The 16,131-nt window shown below is 72.2% G+C and carries 13 protein-coding genes, 1 other RNA gene and 1 pseudogene; 13 read left to right on the top strand and 2 right to left on the bottom strand.

What is annotated here, in order from left to right; all coding sequences use genetic code 11:
* Positions 1-130: 130 nt before the first annotated feature.
* Positions 131-325, bottom strand: coding sequence for a hypothetical protein (locus tag ACZ55U_RS07295; RefSeq protein ID WP_465523327.1), 195 nt, complete (start codon positions 323-325; stop codon positions 131-133).
* A 350-nt stretch (positions 326-675) separates the two neighbouring features.
* On the opposite strand from ACZ55U_RS07295, the gene ftsE reads away from it, so the two are divergent.
* From ftsE to ACZ55U_RS07255, 8 genes are all read left to right on the top strand, one after another.
* Positions 676-1,365 carry a cell division ATP-binding protein FtsE gene (gene ftsE / locus ACZ55U_RS07290; RefSeq protein ID WP_030059730.1) on the top strand — a complete coding sequence of 230 codons (690 nt, stop codon included), beginning with the start codon at positions 676-678 and terminating at the stop codon, positions 1,363-1,365.
* A gap of 78 nt (positions 1,366-1,443) precedes the next feature.
* Positions 1,444-2,355, top strand: a complete 912-nt coding sequence (ftsX, locus tag ACZ55U_RS07285) for a permease-like cell division protein FtsX (RefSeq protein ID WP_465523325.1) — start codon at positions 1,444-1,446, stop codon at positions 2,353-2,355.
* Positions 2,356-2,468: 113 nt separating this feature from the next.
* On the top strand, positions 2,469-3,605 hold the full coding sequence (locus tag ACZ55U_RS07280; protein ID WP_465523323.1) for a S41 family peptidase: 1,137 nt from the start codon (positions 2,469-2,471) through the stop codon (positions 3,603-3,605).
* A gap of 44 nt (positions 3,606-3,649) precedes the next feature.
* Positions 3,650-4,126 carry an SsrA-binding protein SmpB gene (smpB, locus tag ACZ55U_RS07275; protein ID WP_350741094.1) on the top strand — a complete coding sequence of 159 codons (477 nt, stop codon included), beginning with the start codon at positions 3,650-3,652 and terminating at the stop codon, positions 4,124-4,126.
* Positions 4,127-4,212: 86 nt separating this feature from the next.
* Positions 4,213-4,594: a transfer-messenger RNA gene (gene ssrA / locus ACZ55U_RS07270) on the top strand.
* A gap of 151 nt (positions 4,595-4,745) precedes the next feature.
* A complete protein-coding gene (locus tag ACZ55U_RS07265) occupies positions 4,746-7,049 on the top strand; it encodes a HelD family protein (RefSeq protein ID WP_465523321.1) in 2,304 nt (767 codons plus the stop codon).
* 370 nt (positions 7,050-7,419) lie between these two features.
* Positions 7,420-8,892: an NAD-dependent malic enzyme gene (locus tag ACZ55U_RS07260; RefSeq protein ID WP_465523319.1), complete on the top strand. Its 1,473-nt coding sequence runs from the start codon at positions 7,420-7,422 to the stop codon at positions 8,890-8,892.
* 509 nt (positions 8,893-9,401) lie between these two features.
* Entirely contained in the window at positions 9,402-9,686 is a 285-nt protein-coding gene (locus ACZ55U_RS07255) for an HU family DNA-binding protein (protein WP_030242980.1), read from the top strand.
* Between the two features lie 130 nt (positions 9,687-9,816).
* Here the strand turns inward: ACZ55U_RS07255 and murA are convergent, their stop codons facing one another.
* A complete protein-coding gene (gene murA, locus ACZ55U_RS07250) occupies positions 9,817-11,157 on the bottom strand; it encodes a UDP-N-acetylglucosamine 1-carboxyvinyltransferase (protein ID WP_465523317.1) in 1,341 nt (446 codons plus the stop codon).
* A 303-nt stretch (positions 11,158-11,460) separates the two neighbouring features.
* Between murA and ACZ55U_RS07245 the strand changes: the two genes are divergently transcribed.
* The 5 genes and pseudogenes from ACZ55U_RS07245 to ACZ55U_RS07225 form a co-directional block, all read left to right on the top strand.
* Complete coding sequence (locus ACZ55U_RS07245) at positions 11,461-12,045, top strand: YqgE/AlgH family protein (RefSeq protein WP_465523315.1); 585 nt, start codon at positions 11,461-11,463, stop codon at positions 12,043-12,045.
* A gap of 62 nt (positions 12,046-12,107) precedes the next feature.
* A complete protein-coding gene (locus ACZ55U_RS07240; RefSeq protein WP_316528933.1) occupies positions 12,108-12,386 on the top strand; it encodes a DUF3039 domain-containing protein in 279 nt (92 codons plus the stop codon).
* Positions 12,387-12,474: 88 nt separating this feature from the next.
* On the top strand, positions 12,475-14,085 hold the full coding sequence (locus ACZ55U_RS07235) for a beta-N-acetylhexosaminidase (RefSeq protein WP_465523313.1): 1,611 nt from the start codon (positions 12,475-12,477) through the stop codon (positions 14,083-14,085).
* A 315-nt stretch (positions 14,086-14,400) separates the two neighbouring features.
* Positions 14,401-15,267 (top strand): FAD binding domain-containing protein, encoded by an 867-nt coding sequence (locus ACZ55U_RS07230; RefSeq protein ID WP_465523357.1) that lies wholly within the window; start codon positions 14,401-14,403, stop codon positions 15,265-15,267.
* Between the two features lie 71 nt (positions 15,268-15,338).
* Positions 15,339-15,947, top strand: a pseudogene (locus ACZ55U_RS07225) ((2Fe-2S)-binding protein); the annotation flags it as partial.
* Positions 15,948-16,131: the final 184 nt, after the last annotated feature.

Below are 16,131 nucleotides of genomic sequence, written 5' to 3'. Positions count from 1 at the left end.
GCAAGACGCTCGGCTGGGATACCCCAGCCGAGCGTCTACGTGATCTACTCACCACCTGAAACCAAGTGGTGTTGCGACGACCCCTTGAACCCAAGGAGGTCGGGGGCCTTCGCCGTACGTCTCGTGGCGGTCAGGCCAGTGCCTGCCGGCAGATCAGTGCCACCGCGAGCAGCCCGGCCAGCAGGGCCAGCAGCACCGCGGGGGACAGCGCGGCGAACGGCCCCTGCTGCTCCTGAAGCCGGGCGCGGTTGGCCCGGCACACCGGACAACGCCCGTCGCTGACGCGGCCGTTGCAGTTGGCGCACACCAGATGGTCGCAGGTCATGCGATCTCCTCCTTGCTGCTTAATGCAACGCACCGGACGGGGCTCTGGTTCCACGCGCGGCCCTGTACGGGGGAGCGGCCGGACCCCGGCCGCCACCTCCACTCTGCCAGGTTCCGGCGGTTCCGGCTCCCGGGCTGTGAGATGCCTCGCAATATTCAGGGCATAAGCGGACATTCTCCCCCAGCCTCCGGCCGCCGTCGCGGGCGGTCCCTGCGGGCCGCTCGCCGATTCGCGTATGGTCCCAGTCCGGGAGCGGCCCTCTGCGCTCCTTTCGCCCGCCCACGGACCGGGCCTCCGGGGTGGACCGACCGAGGAATGGCGCCGCCTAGGATGGCCTCCGTGATGCAGCCGTGATCAGATTCGACAACGTCTCCAAGACCTATCCCAAGCAGAACCGTCCCGCCCTGGACAACGTCTCGCTGGAGATCGAGAAGGGTGAGTTCGTCTTCCTGGTCGGCTCGTCCGGCTCGGGGAAGTCCACCTTCCTGCGCCTGTGCCTGCGCGAGGAGCGCCCCTCCACGGGCGCGGTGCACGTGCTGGGCAAGGACCTCGGCAAGCTGTCCAACTGGAAGGTGCCGCACATGCGCCGCCAGCTGGGCACCGTCTTCCAGGACTTCCGCCTGCTGCCGAACAAGACGGTCGCGCAGAACGTCGCCTTCGCCCTGGAGGTGATCGGCAAGCCCAAGAGCGCCATCAACAAGGTGGTGCCCGAGGTGCTGGAGCTGGTCGGCCTCGGCGGCAAGGAGGACCGCATGCCGGGCGAGCTGTCCGGTGGTGAGCAGCAGCGCGTGGCGATCGCGCGCGCCTTCGTGAACCGCCCGATGCTGCTCATCGCGGACGAGCCCACCGGCAACCTCGACCCGCAGAACTCGGTCGGCATCATGAAGCTGCTCGACCGCATCAACCGCACCGGCACCACGGTGCTGATGGCCACCCACGACCAGGCCATCGTCGACCAGATGCGCAAGCGCGTCATCGAGCTCGACAAGGGGCTGCTGGTCCGCGACCAGGCCCGCGGCGTCTACGGGTACCAGCACTGACCGACCAGCGCTGACCCGTGGGGCCGCCGGCCCGGACCGCCAGACCAGAGCAGTACCGACCCTGGAGTTGTTTCCCGCATGCGTGCCCAGTTCGTCCTGTCGGAGATCGGTGTGGGTCTCCGACGCAACCTGACCATGACCATCGCGGTCGTGGTCAGCGTCGCGCTCTCCCTCGCCCTCGCCGGTTCCTCGCTCCTGGTCCGCGACCAGGTGAACTCCATGAAGGGGTACTGGTACGACAAGGTCGAGGTGAGCATCTACTTCTGCACCAAGGCGGACGCCCGCAACTCGCCCCAGTGCGACAAGGGCGCGGCCACCGACCAGCAGGTCCAGGACATCAAGGACCAGCTGGACAAGATGACCTCGGTGGTCCAGTCCTCGACCTACGAGAGCTCCGCCGAGGCGTACAAGCACTGGAAGGAGATGAACCCGGACAACCCGCTCATCTCCGTCCTGGGCCCGGACGCCATGCCGCAGTCCTGGCGGGTCAAGCTCAACGACCCGACCAAGTACGACGTGATCCAGAGCGCCTTCGCCGGCAAGCCCGGCGTCAAGTCGGTCGAGGACCAGCGGAAGATCCTGGAGAACCTGTTCGGCCTGCTCAACGGCCTCCAGACGGCGGCCTTCGTGATCATGGTGCTGATGCTCTTCGTCGCCCTGCTGCTGATCGTCAACACCGTGCGGGTCTCGGCGTACAGCCGACGGCGTGAGACCGGCATCATGCGCCTGGTCGGCGCCTCGAACTTCTACGTCCAGATGCCGTTCATCGCCGAGGCGGCCTTCTCCGCCCTGCTCGGCGCGGTGATGGCCTCCGGGCTGCTGATCGGCGGGCACTTCTTCGTCCAGAACTGGCTGGCCGACCGGGTGCAGTTCATCCACTTCATCGGGCTCGGCTCGGTGCTCGCGGTGATACCGCTGCTGATCGTGGTGGGCATGGGCATGGCCGGCATCGCGGCGTTCTTCACGCTGCGCAAGTACCTCAAGGTCTGATCCCGCGACGCCCTGGCGGCCCCGGACGGCACTGCGCCGTCCGGGGCCGCGGGCGTTCGGCGGTCCACCGTTCGGACCCGTCGCGTGCGACGCGGTGTCTACACTCCGGTTCCATGCTGCAAACTCCCCGCAGGACGCGTCAGGTGGCCGCCCTCAGCCTGGTGTTCGGCGTCGTGCTGCTGACCGGTGCGGCCACCGGCGCCTGGGGTGACCAGAACGACCCGCCGCCGCGCTCCTCCGCCGACACCGCCCCCGCCGCCGGCGGGCTCCCGGCGGACCCGGCCGGAGCCGCCCTGTCCGAGCAGCAGGCCGAGCACCTGCTCGCGGCCGGCGGCGACCGCTGGGGCGCGTACTACAGCGCCCAGGAGTACGCGGAGTTCAGCCAGGGCCTGGACGGCCGGTACCCCGGCGTCGGCCTCTCGGTCGGCCGGGGGCAGGACGGCGTCACCGAGGTCTCCCAGGTCGCCCCGGGGGGCCCGGCCGCCGAGGCCGGGATCGCCCCCGGGGACCGGCTGCTGCGGATCGGCCAGGACCAGGCCGACCACCTGCCGGTGACCGAGGTGGTCTCCCGGCTGCGCGGCCGGGGCGAGGAGCGCCGGGCCGGCTCCGAGGTCACCGTCGCCGTCCGGCGCGGCGGGGGCGAGGAGCGCGAACTGCGGCTGCGGCGCGTGCTGCTGGACAGCCGGCAGGTCACCTCGGAGCAGCTGGGCAAGGGCGTGCTGCGGGTGACCGTCCGCGCCTTCACCAGCGGCGTGGCCGACCAGGTGCGCGCCGCGCTGCGCGCCCCGCACACCGGCGTGGTGCTCGATCTGCGCGGCAACTCCGGGGGGCTGGTCGACGAGGCGGCCGGCACCGCCGGGATCTTCCTGGACGGCGGACCGGTCGGCTCGTACCTGGAGCGCGGCGAGATCCGGGAGCTGACCGCCCCGCCCGGCGGTGACCAGCGCACCCCGCTGGTGGTGCTGGTGGACGGCGGCACGATGAGCGCCGCCGAACTGCTCGCCGGCGCCCTCCAGGACCGCAGCCGCGCCGTGGTGGTGGGCTCGCGGACCTTCGGCAAGGGCACCGTGCAGCAGCCCAGCAGGCTCGCCGACGGCGCCGTGCTGGAGCTGACCGTCGGCCGCTACTACACCCCGGCCGGCCGCTCCCCGGACGGCACCGGCCTCGCCCCCGACGTCCCGGCCGGGTCGGGCGAGGAGGCCGACCAGCTCGCCCAGCGGGTCCTGTCGGGGCTCGGCACCCGGGCGTAAAGCAGCTGACCGACCCGGCGCCGAAGTGCGAGAATGACCGCGCTATGGCAAAGGAAACCGGACAGAAGCTGATCGCGCAGAACAAGAAGGCGCGGCACGAGTACACCATCCTCGACACCTACGAGTGCGGTCTCGTCCTCACCGGCACCGAGGTCAAGTCGCTGCGCGAGGGGAGGGCCAACCTGGTCGACGGCTACGCCTACATCCAGAACCACGAGGCGTGGATCGACAACGTCTTCATCCCCGAGTACACCCAGGGGACGTGGACCAACCACGCGGCGCGGCGCAAGCGCAAGCTGCTGCTGCACAAGCTGGAGATCCGCAAGATCGAGACCAAGGTCCGCGACGCGGGCCACACCCTGGTCCCGCTCTCGCTGTACTTCAAGGACGGCCGGGTCAAGCTCGAACTGGCGCTCGCGGTCGGCAAGAAGCTGTACGACAAGCGCCAGACGCTGCGCGAGAAGCAGGACACCCGCGAGGCGGCCCGCGCCGTGGCGGCGGCCCGGCGGCGCCAGCGTTAATCCGCTGGACCCTCACCCGCCGCCTCGCGTACGATGGCCCAAGCAACACGGACGATCACCGTCCGAGCTGTTTCTCAACAAAACATGGGGATGATCGGTTTCGACAGGGGATGTTGAAACAGGGGAAGCGAGCCGAGGAACGCGGCAATGATCTCGTTAACCACGTGTCGCAAAAAAATAATCGCCAACTCTAAGCGCGATTCCCAGCAGTTCGCTCTCGCTGCCTAATAAGCACCGATAGCGCTTGGGTGTCAGACCGGGGAGTTCCCGACCCGGACCCTGGCATAATCTAGGGAACTCAACCGTCCGCCCGGGCTGCGGGGGCGGATGGGAAATCAAACAGCAGCTGGGCCTGTTGGCGGCTTGTCCGCGTGACCGCCAGGGCCGAGAAAAGCACAGCGGACTGCGCTCGGAGAAGCCCTGAATTGACTCCACTGGACCCGGGTTCGATTCCCGGCATCTCCACCACCCCATGTTCACATCGAAGGCCGCCCACCGCTCAGCGGAGGGCGGCCTTCGGTTTTTGTACGTTCCGGAGCAGCGCGGCCCGGGGCCCGCGGCGTAGGATCATCCGTCCGCTCGTTTTCCGGAGCCGGATTCCGTCGCAACCACCGAGGCCATGCAGAGCAACACGGACACCACCCCCGCCGCCGACCACGAGACCGTCCGGACCCGCGAGATCGCCGGTGAACAGCAGCACCTCGACACCGTCTACCACCGCTTGGAGGAGAAGCTCGCCGAGGCCGAGTACATCCTGGAGGACGCCGCCAAGCGGGTCCAGGTCGGCACCCCCGGCGCGCTCGCCGAGCGCGACGCCCAGGTCTACCGGGCCGGCGCGCACCTCCAGCGGCTGAACAACGAGTTCGAGGACTTCCTGTTCGGCCGGATCGACCTCCAGCAGGCGGACGCCCCGGAGGAGCACGGCATCCCCTCGAACACCCCGCTCGACCCGGCCGACCCGGCCGTCGCCGAGACCCTCCACATCGGCCGGCTGGGCGTGCTGGACGCCGAGTACGGCCCGCTGGTGATCGACTGGCGCGCGCCCGCCGCCGCCCCGTTCTACCGCGCCACCCCGGTCGAGCCCGGCCGGGTCATCCGCCGCCGGGTGATCCGCTCCAAGGGCCGCAAGGTGGTCGGCGTCGAGGACGACCTGCTGCGCCCCGACCTCACCCCCACCCTGGACGGCGAGGAGCTGGCCGTGGTCGGCGACGGCGCGCTGATGGCCTCGCTGGGCCGCGCCCGCAGCCACTCGATGCGCGACATCGTCTCCTCCATCCAGAGGGAGCAGGACGAGGTGATCCGCGCCGCCGCCGCGGGCGCCACCCTGGTCACCGGCGGCCCCGGCACCGGCAAGACCGCCGTCGCCCTGCACCGCGCCGCCTACCTGCTCTACCAGGACCGCCGGCGCTACGCCGGGGGCATCCTGGTGGTCTCGCCGACCCCGCTGCTGGTCTCCTACACCGAGGGCGTGCTGCCCGCGCTCGGCGAGGAGGGCCAGGTGGCCATCCGGGCCGTCGGCTCGCTGGTGGACGGCATCGAGGCGACCACCTACGACACCCCCGAGACGGCCCGGGTCAAGGGCTCGGCCCGGATGGTGCAGCTGCTGCGCCGGGCCGCCCGCGCGGCGCTGGAGCTGGGCGCGCCGCAGGAGCTGAAGGTGGTCGCCCGCGGCGAGGTGCTGAAGCTGGACGCCGCCCGGCTGAAGGCCGTGCGCGGCAACGTGGTGGGCTCCGGCGGCACCCCGCTGAACCTGCTGCGCCCGCGCGCCCGCCGGCTGCTGCTGGACGCCCTGTGGCAGCTGGCCGTCCGGGACCTGCCCAAGCCCACCGACCACTACGGCCGCGAGCAGCGCCAGGAGGAGAAGGAGGCCTTCGACGAGTACGTCTCGGACGAGGCGTCCTTCCTGGACTTCCTGGACGCCTGGTGGCCGGCCGTGACCCCGCGCCGGGTGCTCGCCACGCTCCGGCAGCACCGGCACATCAACCGCATCGCCCGCCGCGCCGTCACCCCGGACGAGGCCCGGCTGCTGGCCGCCTCCTGGCGCCACCTGTCCGACCGGGGCGAGGGCGCGCTGTCCGCGCACGACGTCGCGCTGGTGGACGAGCTCCAGGTGCTGCTCGGCGAGCCGGCCCGGCCGAAGGTCCGCGAGGTGGACGCGGTGGACCTGCTGACCGGCCTGGACGAGGTCACCACCTTCGCCGACCGCAGCACCCGCCAGCGCGAGCGCGTGCCGGTCGAGCGCACCGAGTACGCCCACGTCATCGTGGACGAGGCGCAGGACCTCACCCCGATGCAGTGGCGGATGATCGGCCGCCGCGCCCGGATGGCCACCTGGACGATCGTCGGCGACCCGGCGCAGTCCTCCTGGCCGTTCCCGCAGGAGGCCCAGGCCGCGCTGGACGAGGTGCTCGCCGGCAAGCAGCGCCGCCGCTTCACGCTGACCGTGAACTACCGCAACCCGGCCGAGATCGCCGAGGTGGCGGCGAAGGTGCTGGCGCTCGCGGCGCCGGGCACCCCCTCGCCGAGCGCGGTGCGCCACGTCGGGGTGGAGCCGCGCTTCGCGGCCGTCACCGACCCCTCGCCGGAGGCCTTCGGCAAGGCCGCCCGCGCCGAGCTGGAGCGGCTGCTGGCCGAGGTGGACGGCACCGTGGCGATCGTGGTGCCGATGGACCGCCGGGAGGAGGCCGCGGGCTGGGCCGAGGGCCTGGGCGAGCGCGTGGTGGCGCTGGGCAGCCTGGAGGCCAAGGGCCTGGAGTACGACGCGACGGTGGTGGCGGACCCGACCGGCATCGCCGGGGAGTCGGAGGCCGGCCTGCGGGTGCTGTACGTGGCGCTGACCCGCGCGACCCAGCGGCTGACCGTGCTCTCCGGCCCGGACGACCTGCCGGACGCGGCCGGGGTGCCCGCGCTGCTGCACGGCTGACGGACCCTACGGAAGACTGACGGCCCCCTACGGAAGAAGGCCCCTCACCGGCTGGTGAGGGGCCTTCAGACGTTTGGTACACCGACCCGCCATGCTCGCCTCGCGGCAAGTGGTCCCTCGAAGGGACGAAGGTTGGGCCCGGGGGCTTGGATCGGGCCGGTGCCTGTCCAATGTAACGCATCGGCCGGGAGAGGCAAGGAGTGAGCGGCGGGAGGCCGGCGGCGGTGGGCCGGATTGTCGGGTCCGCACACTCAATGAACGTTATTTCTGGGTACCCCCTGGAAGGTGCGACGATCGAGGTCTAGCATGCGCAGGCGATGCCTTCAACAAAATGTTGAGCCTGCGGGACAGACGGAAGAAGGAAGCGTCGATGGCGACGGTGCCCAGTGTCTCCAACTCGATCACGGTACGGCTGGAGGTCCCGGCCCGGGGCAACGCCGTCAGTGCGATCACCACGGCCGTGGAGTCCTCCGGCGGGTCGGTGACCGGTCTCGACGTCACCGCCTCCGGCCTGGAGGCGCTGCGGATCGACGTCACGGTGGCGGCCTCCTCGGTCACGCACGGCGAGGAGATCGTCGAGAAGCTGCGCGCGATCGACGGCGTGTCGATCGGCAAGGTCTCGGACCGCACCTTCCTGATGCACCTCGGCGGCAAGATCGAGATGTCGTCCAAGCTGCCGATCCGCAACCGTGACGACCTCAGCATGATCTACACCCCGGGTGTGGCCCGGGTCTGCATGGCGATCGCCGAGAACCCCGAGGACGCCCGCCGCCTGACCATCAAGCGCAACAGCGTCGCCGTGGTCACCGACGGCTCGGCGGTGCTGGGCCTGGGCAACATCGGCCCGGAGGCCGCGCTGCCGGTCATGGAGGGCAAGGCGGCCCTGTTCAAGCGCTTCGCGGGCATCGACGCCTGGCCGATCTGCCTGGACACCCAGGACACCGACGAGATCGTCGCCATCGTCAAGGCGATCGCCCCGGGCTTCGCCGGGATCAACCTGGAGGACATCTCCGCGCCGCGCTGCTTCGAGATCGAGGCCCGGCTGCGCGAGGCCCTGGACATCCCGGTCTTCCACGACGACCAGCACGGCACCGCGATCGTGGTGCTGGCCGCCCTCACCAACGCGCTGAAGGTGGTCGGCAAGGAGATCGGCGACATCCGCGTGGTGATGTCGGGCGCCGGCGCCGCCGGCACCGCGATCCTCAAGCTGCTGATGGCGGCCGGCGTCGAGCACGCCACCGTGGCGGACGTGCACGGCGTGGTCCACCAGGGCCGCGAGGACCTCAACGACAGCCTGCGCTGGATCGCCGAGCACACCAACCGCTCGGGCCGCACCGGCAGCCTCAAGGAGGCGGTGGCGGGCGCCGACGTCTTCATCGGCGTCTCGGCCCCGAACGTCCTGGACGGCGACGACCTGGCCACCATGGCGCAGGACGCGATCGTCTTCGCGCTGGCCAACCCGGACCCGGAGGTCGACCCGGCCGTCGCCCGGCAGACCGCCGCCGTGGTCGCCACCGGCCGCAGCGACTTCCCGAACCAGATCAACAACGTGCTGGTCTTCCCGGGCGTCTTCCGCGGCCTGCTGGACGCCCAGAGCCGCACCGTCAACACCGAGATGATGATCGCCGCAGCCCGGGCGCTGGCCACCACCGTGGCCGACGACGAGCTGAACGCGAACTACATCATCCCGAGCGTGTTCCACAAGGACGTCGCCAAGACCGTCGCCTCCGCGGTGCGCGACGCGGCCCTGGCCGGCGCCCAGGAGGACCGCGCGCCGAGCCGTCCGACCCCGGGCATCGTCGGCACCCTCGACACCGCCGCCTTCCCCACCGTCAAGCTCTGACGGGGGGATCGGGCGACGTGTCGTAGTTCGCTCAAATGTGCGAATAGCGGTCATACCCGCCCAGCTCGCCCCGAACCCTTGCGACACAAGGGCGAGGGGCGTGTTTGGGCTTGTCAGTCCTAGGGCGTACCGTAGCCCTGCACGGGGCAGGCGTGTCCGACAAGTACGGAACGTCCCCCTGGTCTTCCGGCGTGTCCTCCCGACCGCCGCCCGCGCCCGGTCCGCCGGAGCCGACGGAGCGTCACACCTCCAACGGGCGGGTGTTGTTCGGGTGGCTGGGCCGGGGCCCGATTGGCTTTCTCGGGGCCGGTCGGGGCAGGATTCGTACCCAGGCGGGCGGACGGGCCTTCGACGGCTCCGGCGCGCGGCATCGGGTGGGAATCCGGCCTGCGACCACGCATTGCCTGCATGAGCACAGTGTGCGGACCTGCGGCCCATCCGGGTGCCCCCCCGGTGGGAGCACCGATGGGCCCCCGCACACCGCAAGCGAACAGACCACAGGAGTACACATGAACCGCAGTGAGCTGGTGGCCGCGCTGTCCGAGCGCGCCGAGGTGACCCGCAAGGACGCCGACGCCGTTCTGGCCGCCTTCGCCGAGATCGTCGGCGAGGTCGTCGCCAAGGGCGACGAGAAGGTCACCATCCCCGGTTTCCTGACCTTCGAGCGCACCCACCGCGCTGCCCGCACCGCCCGCAACCCGCAGACCGGCGAGCCGATCCAGATCGCCGCGGGCTACAGCGCCAAGGTGAGCGCCGGCTCGAAGCTGAAGGAAGCCGCCAAGGGCGCTGCCTGAGCCACCCCTTGAACGCCCGAGAGGCCGGGCTCCCCAGTTGGGGAGCCCGGCCTCTCGCCGTTGTGCCGGGGCTGTGTCTGTCAGGAGTCGGCGCTGGGGAGCCCGGCCTCTCGCCGTGGTGCCGGGGCCGTCAGGCGTCGACCAGCTGCTCGCTGGGCAGCTCGACGTGGGCGCCCAGGTCGCGCAGCTTGTCCATGAAGTTCTCGTAGCCGCGGTTGATCAGGTCGATGCCGTGCACGGTCGAGGTGCCCTCGGCCGCCAGCGCCGCGATCAGGTAGGAGAAGCCGCCGCGCAGGTCCGGGATGACCAGTTCGGCGCCCATCAGCTTGGAGGGGCCGGAGACGACCGCGGAGTGCAGGAAGTTGCGGGCGCCGAAGCGGCACGGGGTGCCGCCCAGGCACTCGCGGTAGAGCTGGATGTGGGCGCCCATCTGGTTCAGCGCGCCGGTGAAGCCGAGCCGCGACTCGTACACCGTCTCGTGGATGATGGACAGCCCGGTGGCCTGGGTCAGCGCGACCACCAGCGGCTGCTGCCAGTCGGTCTGGAAGCCCGGGTGCACGTCGGTCTCCAGGGCGATCGCCTTGAGCTCGCCGCCCGGGTGCCAGAAGCGGATGCCCTCGTCGTCCACCTCGAAGGCGCCGCCGACCTTCCGGAAGGTGTTGAGGAAGGTCATCATCTCCAGCTGGCGGGCGCCGCGGACGTAGATGTCGCCCTTGGTGGCCAGCGCCGCGCAGGCCCAGGAGGCCGCCTCCAGGCGGTCCGGCAGCGCGCGGTGGGTGTAGCCGTTCAGCTCGTCCACACCCGTGATCAGGATGGTGCGGTCGGTGCCCAGGGTGATGATCGCGCCCATCTTCTGCAGCACGCAGATCAGGTCGACGATCTCCGGCTCGATGGCCGCGTTGCGCAGCTCCGTGACGCCCTCGGCGAGGACGGCGGTGAGCAGCACCTGCTCGGTCGCGCCGACCGACGGGTAGGGCAGCTCGATCTTGGTGCCGCGCAGCCGCTGCGGGGCGACCAGGTAGGTGCCCTGCGGGTGCTTCTCGATGGACGCGCCGAACTGGCGCAGCACCTCGAAGTGGAAGTCGACCGGACGGCCGCCGATGTCGCAGCCGCCCAGGCCCGGGATGAAGGCGTGGCCGAGGCGGTGCAGCAGCGGGCCGCAGAACAGGATCGGGATCCGGGAGGAGCCCGCGTGGGCGTCGATGTCGGCGACGTTGGCGCTCTCGACGTGCGAGGGGTCGAGGATCAGCTCGCCGTCCTCGTCGCCGGTGCGCACGGTCACGCCGTGCAGCTGGAGCAGGCCGCGGACCACCTTGACGTCGCGGATGTCCGGGACGTTGCGCAGTCTGCTGGGGCCCTGGCCGAGGAGGGCGGCGACCATGGCCTTGGGCACCAGGTTCTTCGCACCGCGGACGCGGATCTCGCCTTCGAGCGGGTTTCCGCCGTGGACCAGCAGGACGTCGTCGGTCATCGTTCTCGCAATCCGGGGTGCCAGAGGAGTCGGGGGGAGGGGCTCCGGGAGAGAGCCGGTGGTGGACCGGTCGTAAACGGGCGCGTTCGGGCCCCCGGCGAAACCGAGTCGGCACCGTAAAGGGCGTCCACCAGACGTAGATGGTAGTAGGCGCGCCGTCGGTTCCCGTGAGCCTCTCCCGTGATGGTGCTCTCTCCGGGCCCGCGGGCGCCCGTCGGTGCGGCCGTACGGGTGTTCGTGCGGGACGGAGGTTTCCGGGCGTTGCGGTGTCCGGGCGGTGCCGTTCTGCGGGATCATGTGGGCATGACGGCGGCCCATTCGCACGCAGGCCGGTCCCACACCGGCCGTCTGATCGTCGCGACGCCCCTGCTCACCGACCCGAACTTCGCGCGGGCGGTGGTGCTGCTCCTCGACCACGACGTCGAGGGGGCGCTCGGCGTTGTCCTCAACCGGCCGACGCCGGTCGAGGTGGGCAGTGTGCTGGACGGCTGGAACAGACTCGTCGGACAGCCGGCGGTGGTGTTCCAGGGCGGCCCGGTCGCGCTGGACTCCGCCCTCGGCCTCGCCGTGGCACCGGGGGAGCCGGGCACCGGCGAGCCGCTCGGCTGGCGCCGGGTGCACGGCGCGATCGGCCTGGTCGACCTGGAGGCGCCGCCCGAGGTGCTGGCCGGCGAGCTGGGCAGCCTGCGGATCTTCGCCGGGTACGCGGGCTGGTCGCCGGGGCAGCTGGAGGCGGAGCTGGAGAGCGGCGCCTGGTACCTGGTGGACTGCGAGCCCGGGGACGTCTCCAGCCCCGAGCCGGAGCGGCTGTGGCGCGCGGTGCTGCGCCGCCAGCGCGGCCCGCTCGCCCTGCTGGCGACCTATCCGGACGACCCCACGATGAACTGAGCCACCGGCCCGGCGGCGCGACACTGGCCGGGTTTCCGGGGGCGCCCATAGACTTGGCACCCATGAGCACTCTTGAGCCCGAGCGCGGCCTCGGCACCGGCACCCTGGTCGAGCCCGTCCCGCAGGTGTCCCACGGGGACGGCGACCACGAGCGCTTCGCGCACTACGTCCAGAAGGACAAGATCATGGAGAGCGCGCTCTCCGGGTCTCCCGTGGTCGCGCTCTGCGGCAAGGTGTGGGTGCCCGGGCGCGACCCGAAGAAGTACCCGGTCTGCCCGATGTGCAAGGAGATCTACGACGGCATCGGCAAGCCGCAGGGCGGCGACGGCGAGAACAAGTAGTCCCGCCGCCGCGCAACGCCGTTTTGCATAGCACCGCGTTTCAGGGGTGGTCTATGCCAATCGTCCGGGGCGTGGGCAGGATGTCGGAATGGACCTCATTCCCGCACCTTCGAGTGCCGCCCGCCGCCCGGACGAGGACTATCCGCTCGACGCCGCCACCACGCTGACCGCACCCCCCGCGCTGGCCGACGCCGAGCGCTGGCTGCGGAGCACCCTGTCCGCCGCCACCGGGCTGCCGCTCGGCCCGGGCCGGCCGGGCGGCGGCATCGAGCTGGTCCAGGACGGGACGCTGGCCGCCGAGGCGTACCGGATCACGGTGCGCCCCGGCCACGCCCTGATCGCCGCGGGCGGCCCGGCCGGGGCGCTGTGGGGCGCGCAGACGCTGCGCCAGCTGCTCGGACCGGACGCCTACCGCCGCTCGCCGCTGCGCCACGACGGCTGGGTGCTGCCCGGCGCCGACATCGAGGACGCCCCCCGGTTCGGCTGGCGCGGCGCGCTGCTCGACGTCGCCCGGCACTTCCTGCCCAAGTCGGACGTGCTGCGCTTCGTCGACCTGCTGGCCGCGCACAAGCTCAACGTGCTGCACCTGCACCTGACCGACGACCAGGGCTGGCGGGTGGAGATCAAGCGCTACCCGAGGCTGACCGAGCGCGGCGCCTGGCGGGACCGCTCGATGGTCGGCTACCGGGCCGGGCAGCGCCGCGACGACCGCCCGCACGGCGGCTACTACACCCAGGAGGACCTGCGCGAGATCGTCGCCTACGCGGCCACGCGCGGGGTCACCGTCGTCCCGGAGATCGACCTGCCCGGCCACACCCAGGCCGCCGTCGCCGCCTATCCCGAGCTGGGCAACACCGACGTGGTGGACACCTCCGCGCTCGGGGTGTGGACCGACTGGGGGGTGAGCCACAACGTGCTCAACGCCTCCGAGGAGACCCTGCGCTTCTTCGAGGGCGTGCTGGAGGAGGTCCTGGAGCTCTTCCCGTCCGAGTTCGTCCACCTCGGCGGCGACGAGTGCCCCAAGGAGCAGTGGAAGGACAGCGCCGCCGCCCAGGCGCGGATCCGTGAGCTGGGCCTGGCCAACGAGGACGAGCTGCAGAGCCACCTCATCCGGCACTTCGACCGCTGGCTGGCCGAGCGCGGGCGCCGGCTGATCGGCTGGGACGAGATCCTGGAGGGCGGCCTGGCGCCGGGGGCCGCCGTCTCCTCCTGGCGCGGCTTCGGCGGCGGGATCGCCGCCGCGAAGGCCGGGCACGACGTGGTGATGTGCCCCGAGCAGCACGTCTACTTCGACCACCGGCAGGCGGACGGGCCGGACGAGCCGATCCCGGTCGGCTTCGTGCGCACCCTGGAGGACGTCTACCGGTTCGAGCCGGTCCCCAAGCAGCTGGACGAGGCCGCCGCCCGGCACGTGATCGGCACCCAGGCGAACCTGTGGAGCGAGTTCATGGACAGCGCCCGGGACATCGACTACCGGGCCTTCCCCCGGCTGGTCGCCTTCGCCGAGGTCGCCTGGTCCGAGCTGCCCGCCGAGCCGGCCGAGCGGGACTTCGCCGGTTTCGAGCGGCGGCTGACGACGCACCTGAAGGCGCTGGACGCGCTCGGCGTCGAGTACCGCCCGGCCGGCGGCCCGCACCCGTGGCAGCGCTGGCCCGGGGTGCTCGGCCGCCCGATCGAGGGGCCGCCGCCGGTGCGCTGACCGGTGTGTTGGTCGTACTCACCGGGAACTTCTGAGCGGTCATCCGACGTCAAGAACTGATGAACATCTGCCCTGGCCCGGAGCGGGCCGGGGCAGATACCGCCCGGTATCGGTCCCAATCGGGCAGTCCCGTTCACCGGTCCCGAAATGATCATCGAGCATTGTGTGCCAGAGTTGCCCAACCCGGCCCGATCGCCCGTACCCTACGGGCCAGGCCGGGCTGCTGACGCAGGACAGCACGGCCGCAGGCCGGGTGGGCGGCAGGCGATCGATGAGCAAGTGGAGCACGGTGGGACCCAGGTGAACCGGACGATCATGCTGCCGGCCTCCCTCGACGAGGCCGTCGACGCGCTGGCCGCCGCCCCGGCCGCGGTACCGGTGGCCGGAGCCACCGACCTGATGGAAGCCGTCAACGCCGGACGGCTGCGCCCCGCCGCCCTGGTCGGCCTCGGCCGGATCACCGAACTGCGCGGCTGGCGCTACGAGGACGGCGGCACCGCCGTGCTCGGCGCCGGACTCACCCACGCCCGGATGGACCGCCCCGACTTCGCCGCGCTCATCCCCGCCCTCGCCGACGCCGCCCGCACCGCCGGCCCGCCGCAGGTCCGCAACGTCGGCACCCTCGGCGGAAACATCGTCACCGCCGCGCCGGCCGGCGACACCCTCCCGGTGCTCGCCGCGCTGGAGGCCGCCGTCACCCTCACGAGGGCCGGGGGCAGCCGCGAGGTGCCGGTCAGTCACCTGCTCACCGGGCTCGACCCGGTGCGCCCCGGCGAGCTGCTCACCTGGGTGCGCGTCCCGCTGCTGCACGCCCCGCAGGTCTTCCTCAAGGCCACCGGCCGCAGCGGCCCGGCCCGCGCCACCGCCTCCGTCGCCCTCGTCCTCGACCCGGCCCGGCGCTCGGTGCGCTGCGCCGTCGGAGCCGTCGCGCCGGTGCCGCTGCGCCCGCTGGAGGCCGAGGCCTGGGTGGCCGGCTGCATCGACTGGGACGGCACCCGGGAGATCGACCCGGTCGCGGCCGCCGCCTTCGGCGAGTACGTGGCCACCGCCTGCGTCCCCGACAACTACGGCGCCGAGGGCGCCTGGGAGGCCGTGACCGAGGGGCCGACCGCGGCCGCCGTCCGGTTGCGGCGTACCGTATCGGTGCTGGCCCGACGGGCGCTGGGAAGGGTGCTGAAGTGACCACGGACCCCATCGAGACCCTCGACGCCGACCCGCTCGGCCTCTCGCCGCAGGTCAGCCGCGAGCTGCGCCCGTGCGCCTCGTACACGCTGCGGGTCAACGGTTTCGAACGGCCCGTCACCGACGCCTGGATCGGTGAGAGCCTGCTCTACGTGCTGCGCGAGCGGCTCGGCCTGGCCGGTGCCAAGGACGGCTGCGAGCAGGGCGAGTGCGGGGCCTGCTCGGTGCAGGTGGACGGCCAGCTGGTGGCCGGCTGCCTGGTGCCCGCCGCGCTGGCCGCCGACAGCGAGATCAACACCGTCGAGGGCCTGTCGGCCGTCGGCGGCGCGAGCGACGTCCAGCAGGCGCTGGCCGCCTCCGGCGCCGTGCAGTGCGGCTACTGCACCCCCGGCATGGCGATGGCGGTGCACGACCTGCTCCAGCGCAACCACCGGCCCACCGAGGTCGAGGCCCGCCAGGCCCTGTGCGGCAACCTCTGCCGCTGCACCGGCTACCGGGGCGTGCTGGCCGCCGTCCAGAGCGTCGCGGACGCCCGCGCGCTGGAGGCCGAGGAGGCGGAGGAGGCCGCCGCCGCGCAGGCAGCCGCCGCAGGGGCCGCCGTCGAGGCGCCGGCCGAGCCGCCCGCGGAGGCGCCGGCCGCCGAGCTGCCGCACGCCGGGGTGCCGCACGCCGAGGTGCCGGCGCAGCGACCCGCGGAGGCACCCGCCGAGCCCGGGCAGGCCGTCGAGCCGCCGGTCTACGCCGACGCCGGGGACTGGATCGAGCACGTCCCGCAGCAGCACGCCGAACCGCGGCCCGCCCAGCAGCCCGCCGCCGGACCGCAGGGCGTCGAGCCGGCCCCGGCCGGGACGCCGTACGGCGACC

Source organism: Kitasatospora sp. NPDC034533 (genome assembly GCF_055575155.1).
The sequence above is the reverse complement of the archived record's forward strand: the minus strand, read 5'-3'. Positions and strand labels throughout refer to the sequence as shown.

Excerpts from the sequence above, each read along its gene's own strand:
- murA (WP_465523317.1), bottom strand. The coding sequence starts at position 11,157 with ATGACCGACGACGTCCTGCTGGTCCACGGCGGAAACCCGCTCGAAGGC.
- ACZ55U_RS07245 (WP_465523315.1), top strand. The coding sequence starts at position 11,461 with ATGACGGCGGCCCATTCGCACGCAGGCCGGTCCCACACCGGCCGTCTG.
- ACZ55U_RS07260 (WP_465523319.1), top strand. The coding sequence starts at position 7,420 with ATGGCGACGGTGCCCAGTGTCTCCAACTCGATCACGGTACGGCTGGAG.
- ACZ55U_RS07255 (WP_030242980.1), top strand. The coding sequence starts at position 9,402 with ATGAACCGCAGTGAGCTGGTGGCCGCGCTGTCCGAGCGCGCCGAGGTG.
- ACZ55U_RS07235 (WP_465523313.1), top strand. The coding sequence starts at position 12,475 with ATGGACCTCATTCCCGCACCTTCGAGTGCCGCCCGCCGCCCGGACGAG.
- ACZ55U_RS07265 (WP_465523321.1), top strand. The coding sequence starts at position 4,746 with ATGCAGAGCAACACGGACACCACCCCCGCCGCCGACCACGAGACCGTC.
- ACZ55U_RS07230 (WP_465523357.1), top strand. The coding sequence starts at position 14,401 with ATGCTGCCGGCCTCCCTCGACGAGGCCGTCGACGCGCTGGCCGCCGCC.
- ACZ55U_RS07280 (WP_465523323.1), top strand. The coding sequence starts at position 2,469 with ATGCTGCAAACTCCCCGCAGGACGCGTCAGGTGGCCGCCCTCAGCCTG.
- ACZ55U_RS07295 (WP_465523327.1), bottom strand. The coding sequence starts at position 325 with ATGACCTGCGACCATCTGGTGTGCGCCAACTGCAACGGCCGCGTCAGC.
- smpB (WP_350741094.1), top strand. The coding sequence starts at position 3,650 with ATGGCAAAGGAAACCGGACAGAAGCTGATCGCGCAGAACAAGAAGGCG.
- ftsX (WP_465523325.1), top strand. The coding sequence starts at position 1,444 with ATGCGTGCCCAGTTCGTCCTGTCGGAGATCGGTGTGGGTCTCCGACGC.
- ACZ55U_RS07240 (WP_316528933.1), top strand. The coding sequence starts at position 12,108 with ATGAGCACTCTTGAGCCCGAGCGCGGCCTCGGCACCGGCACCCTGGTC.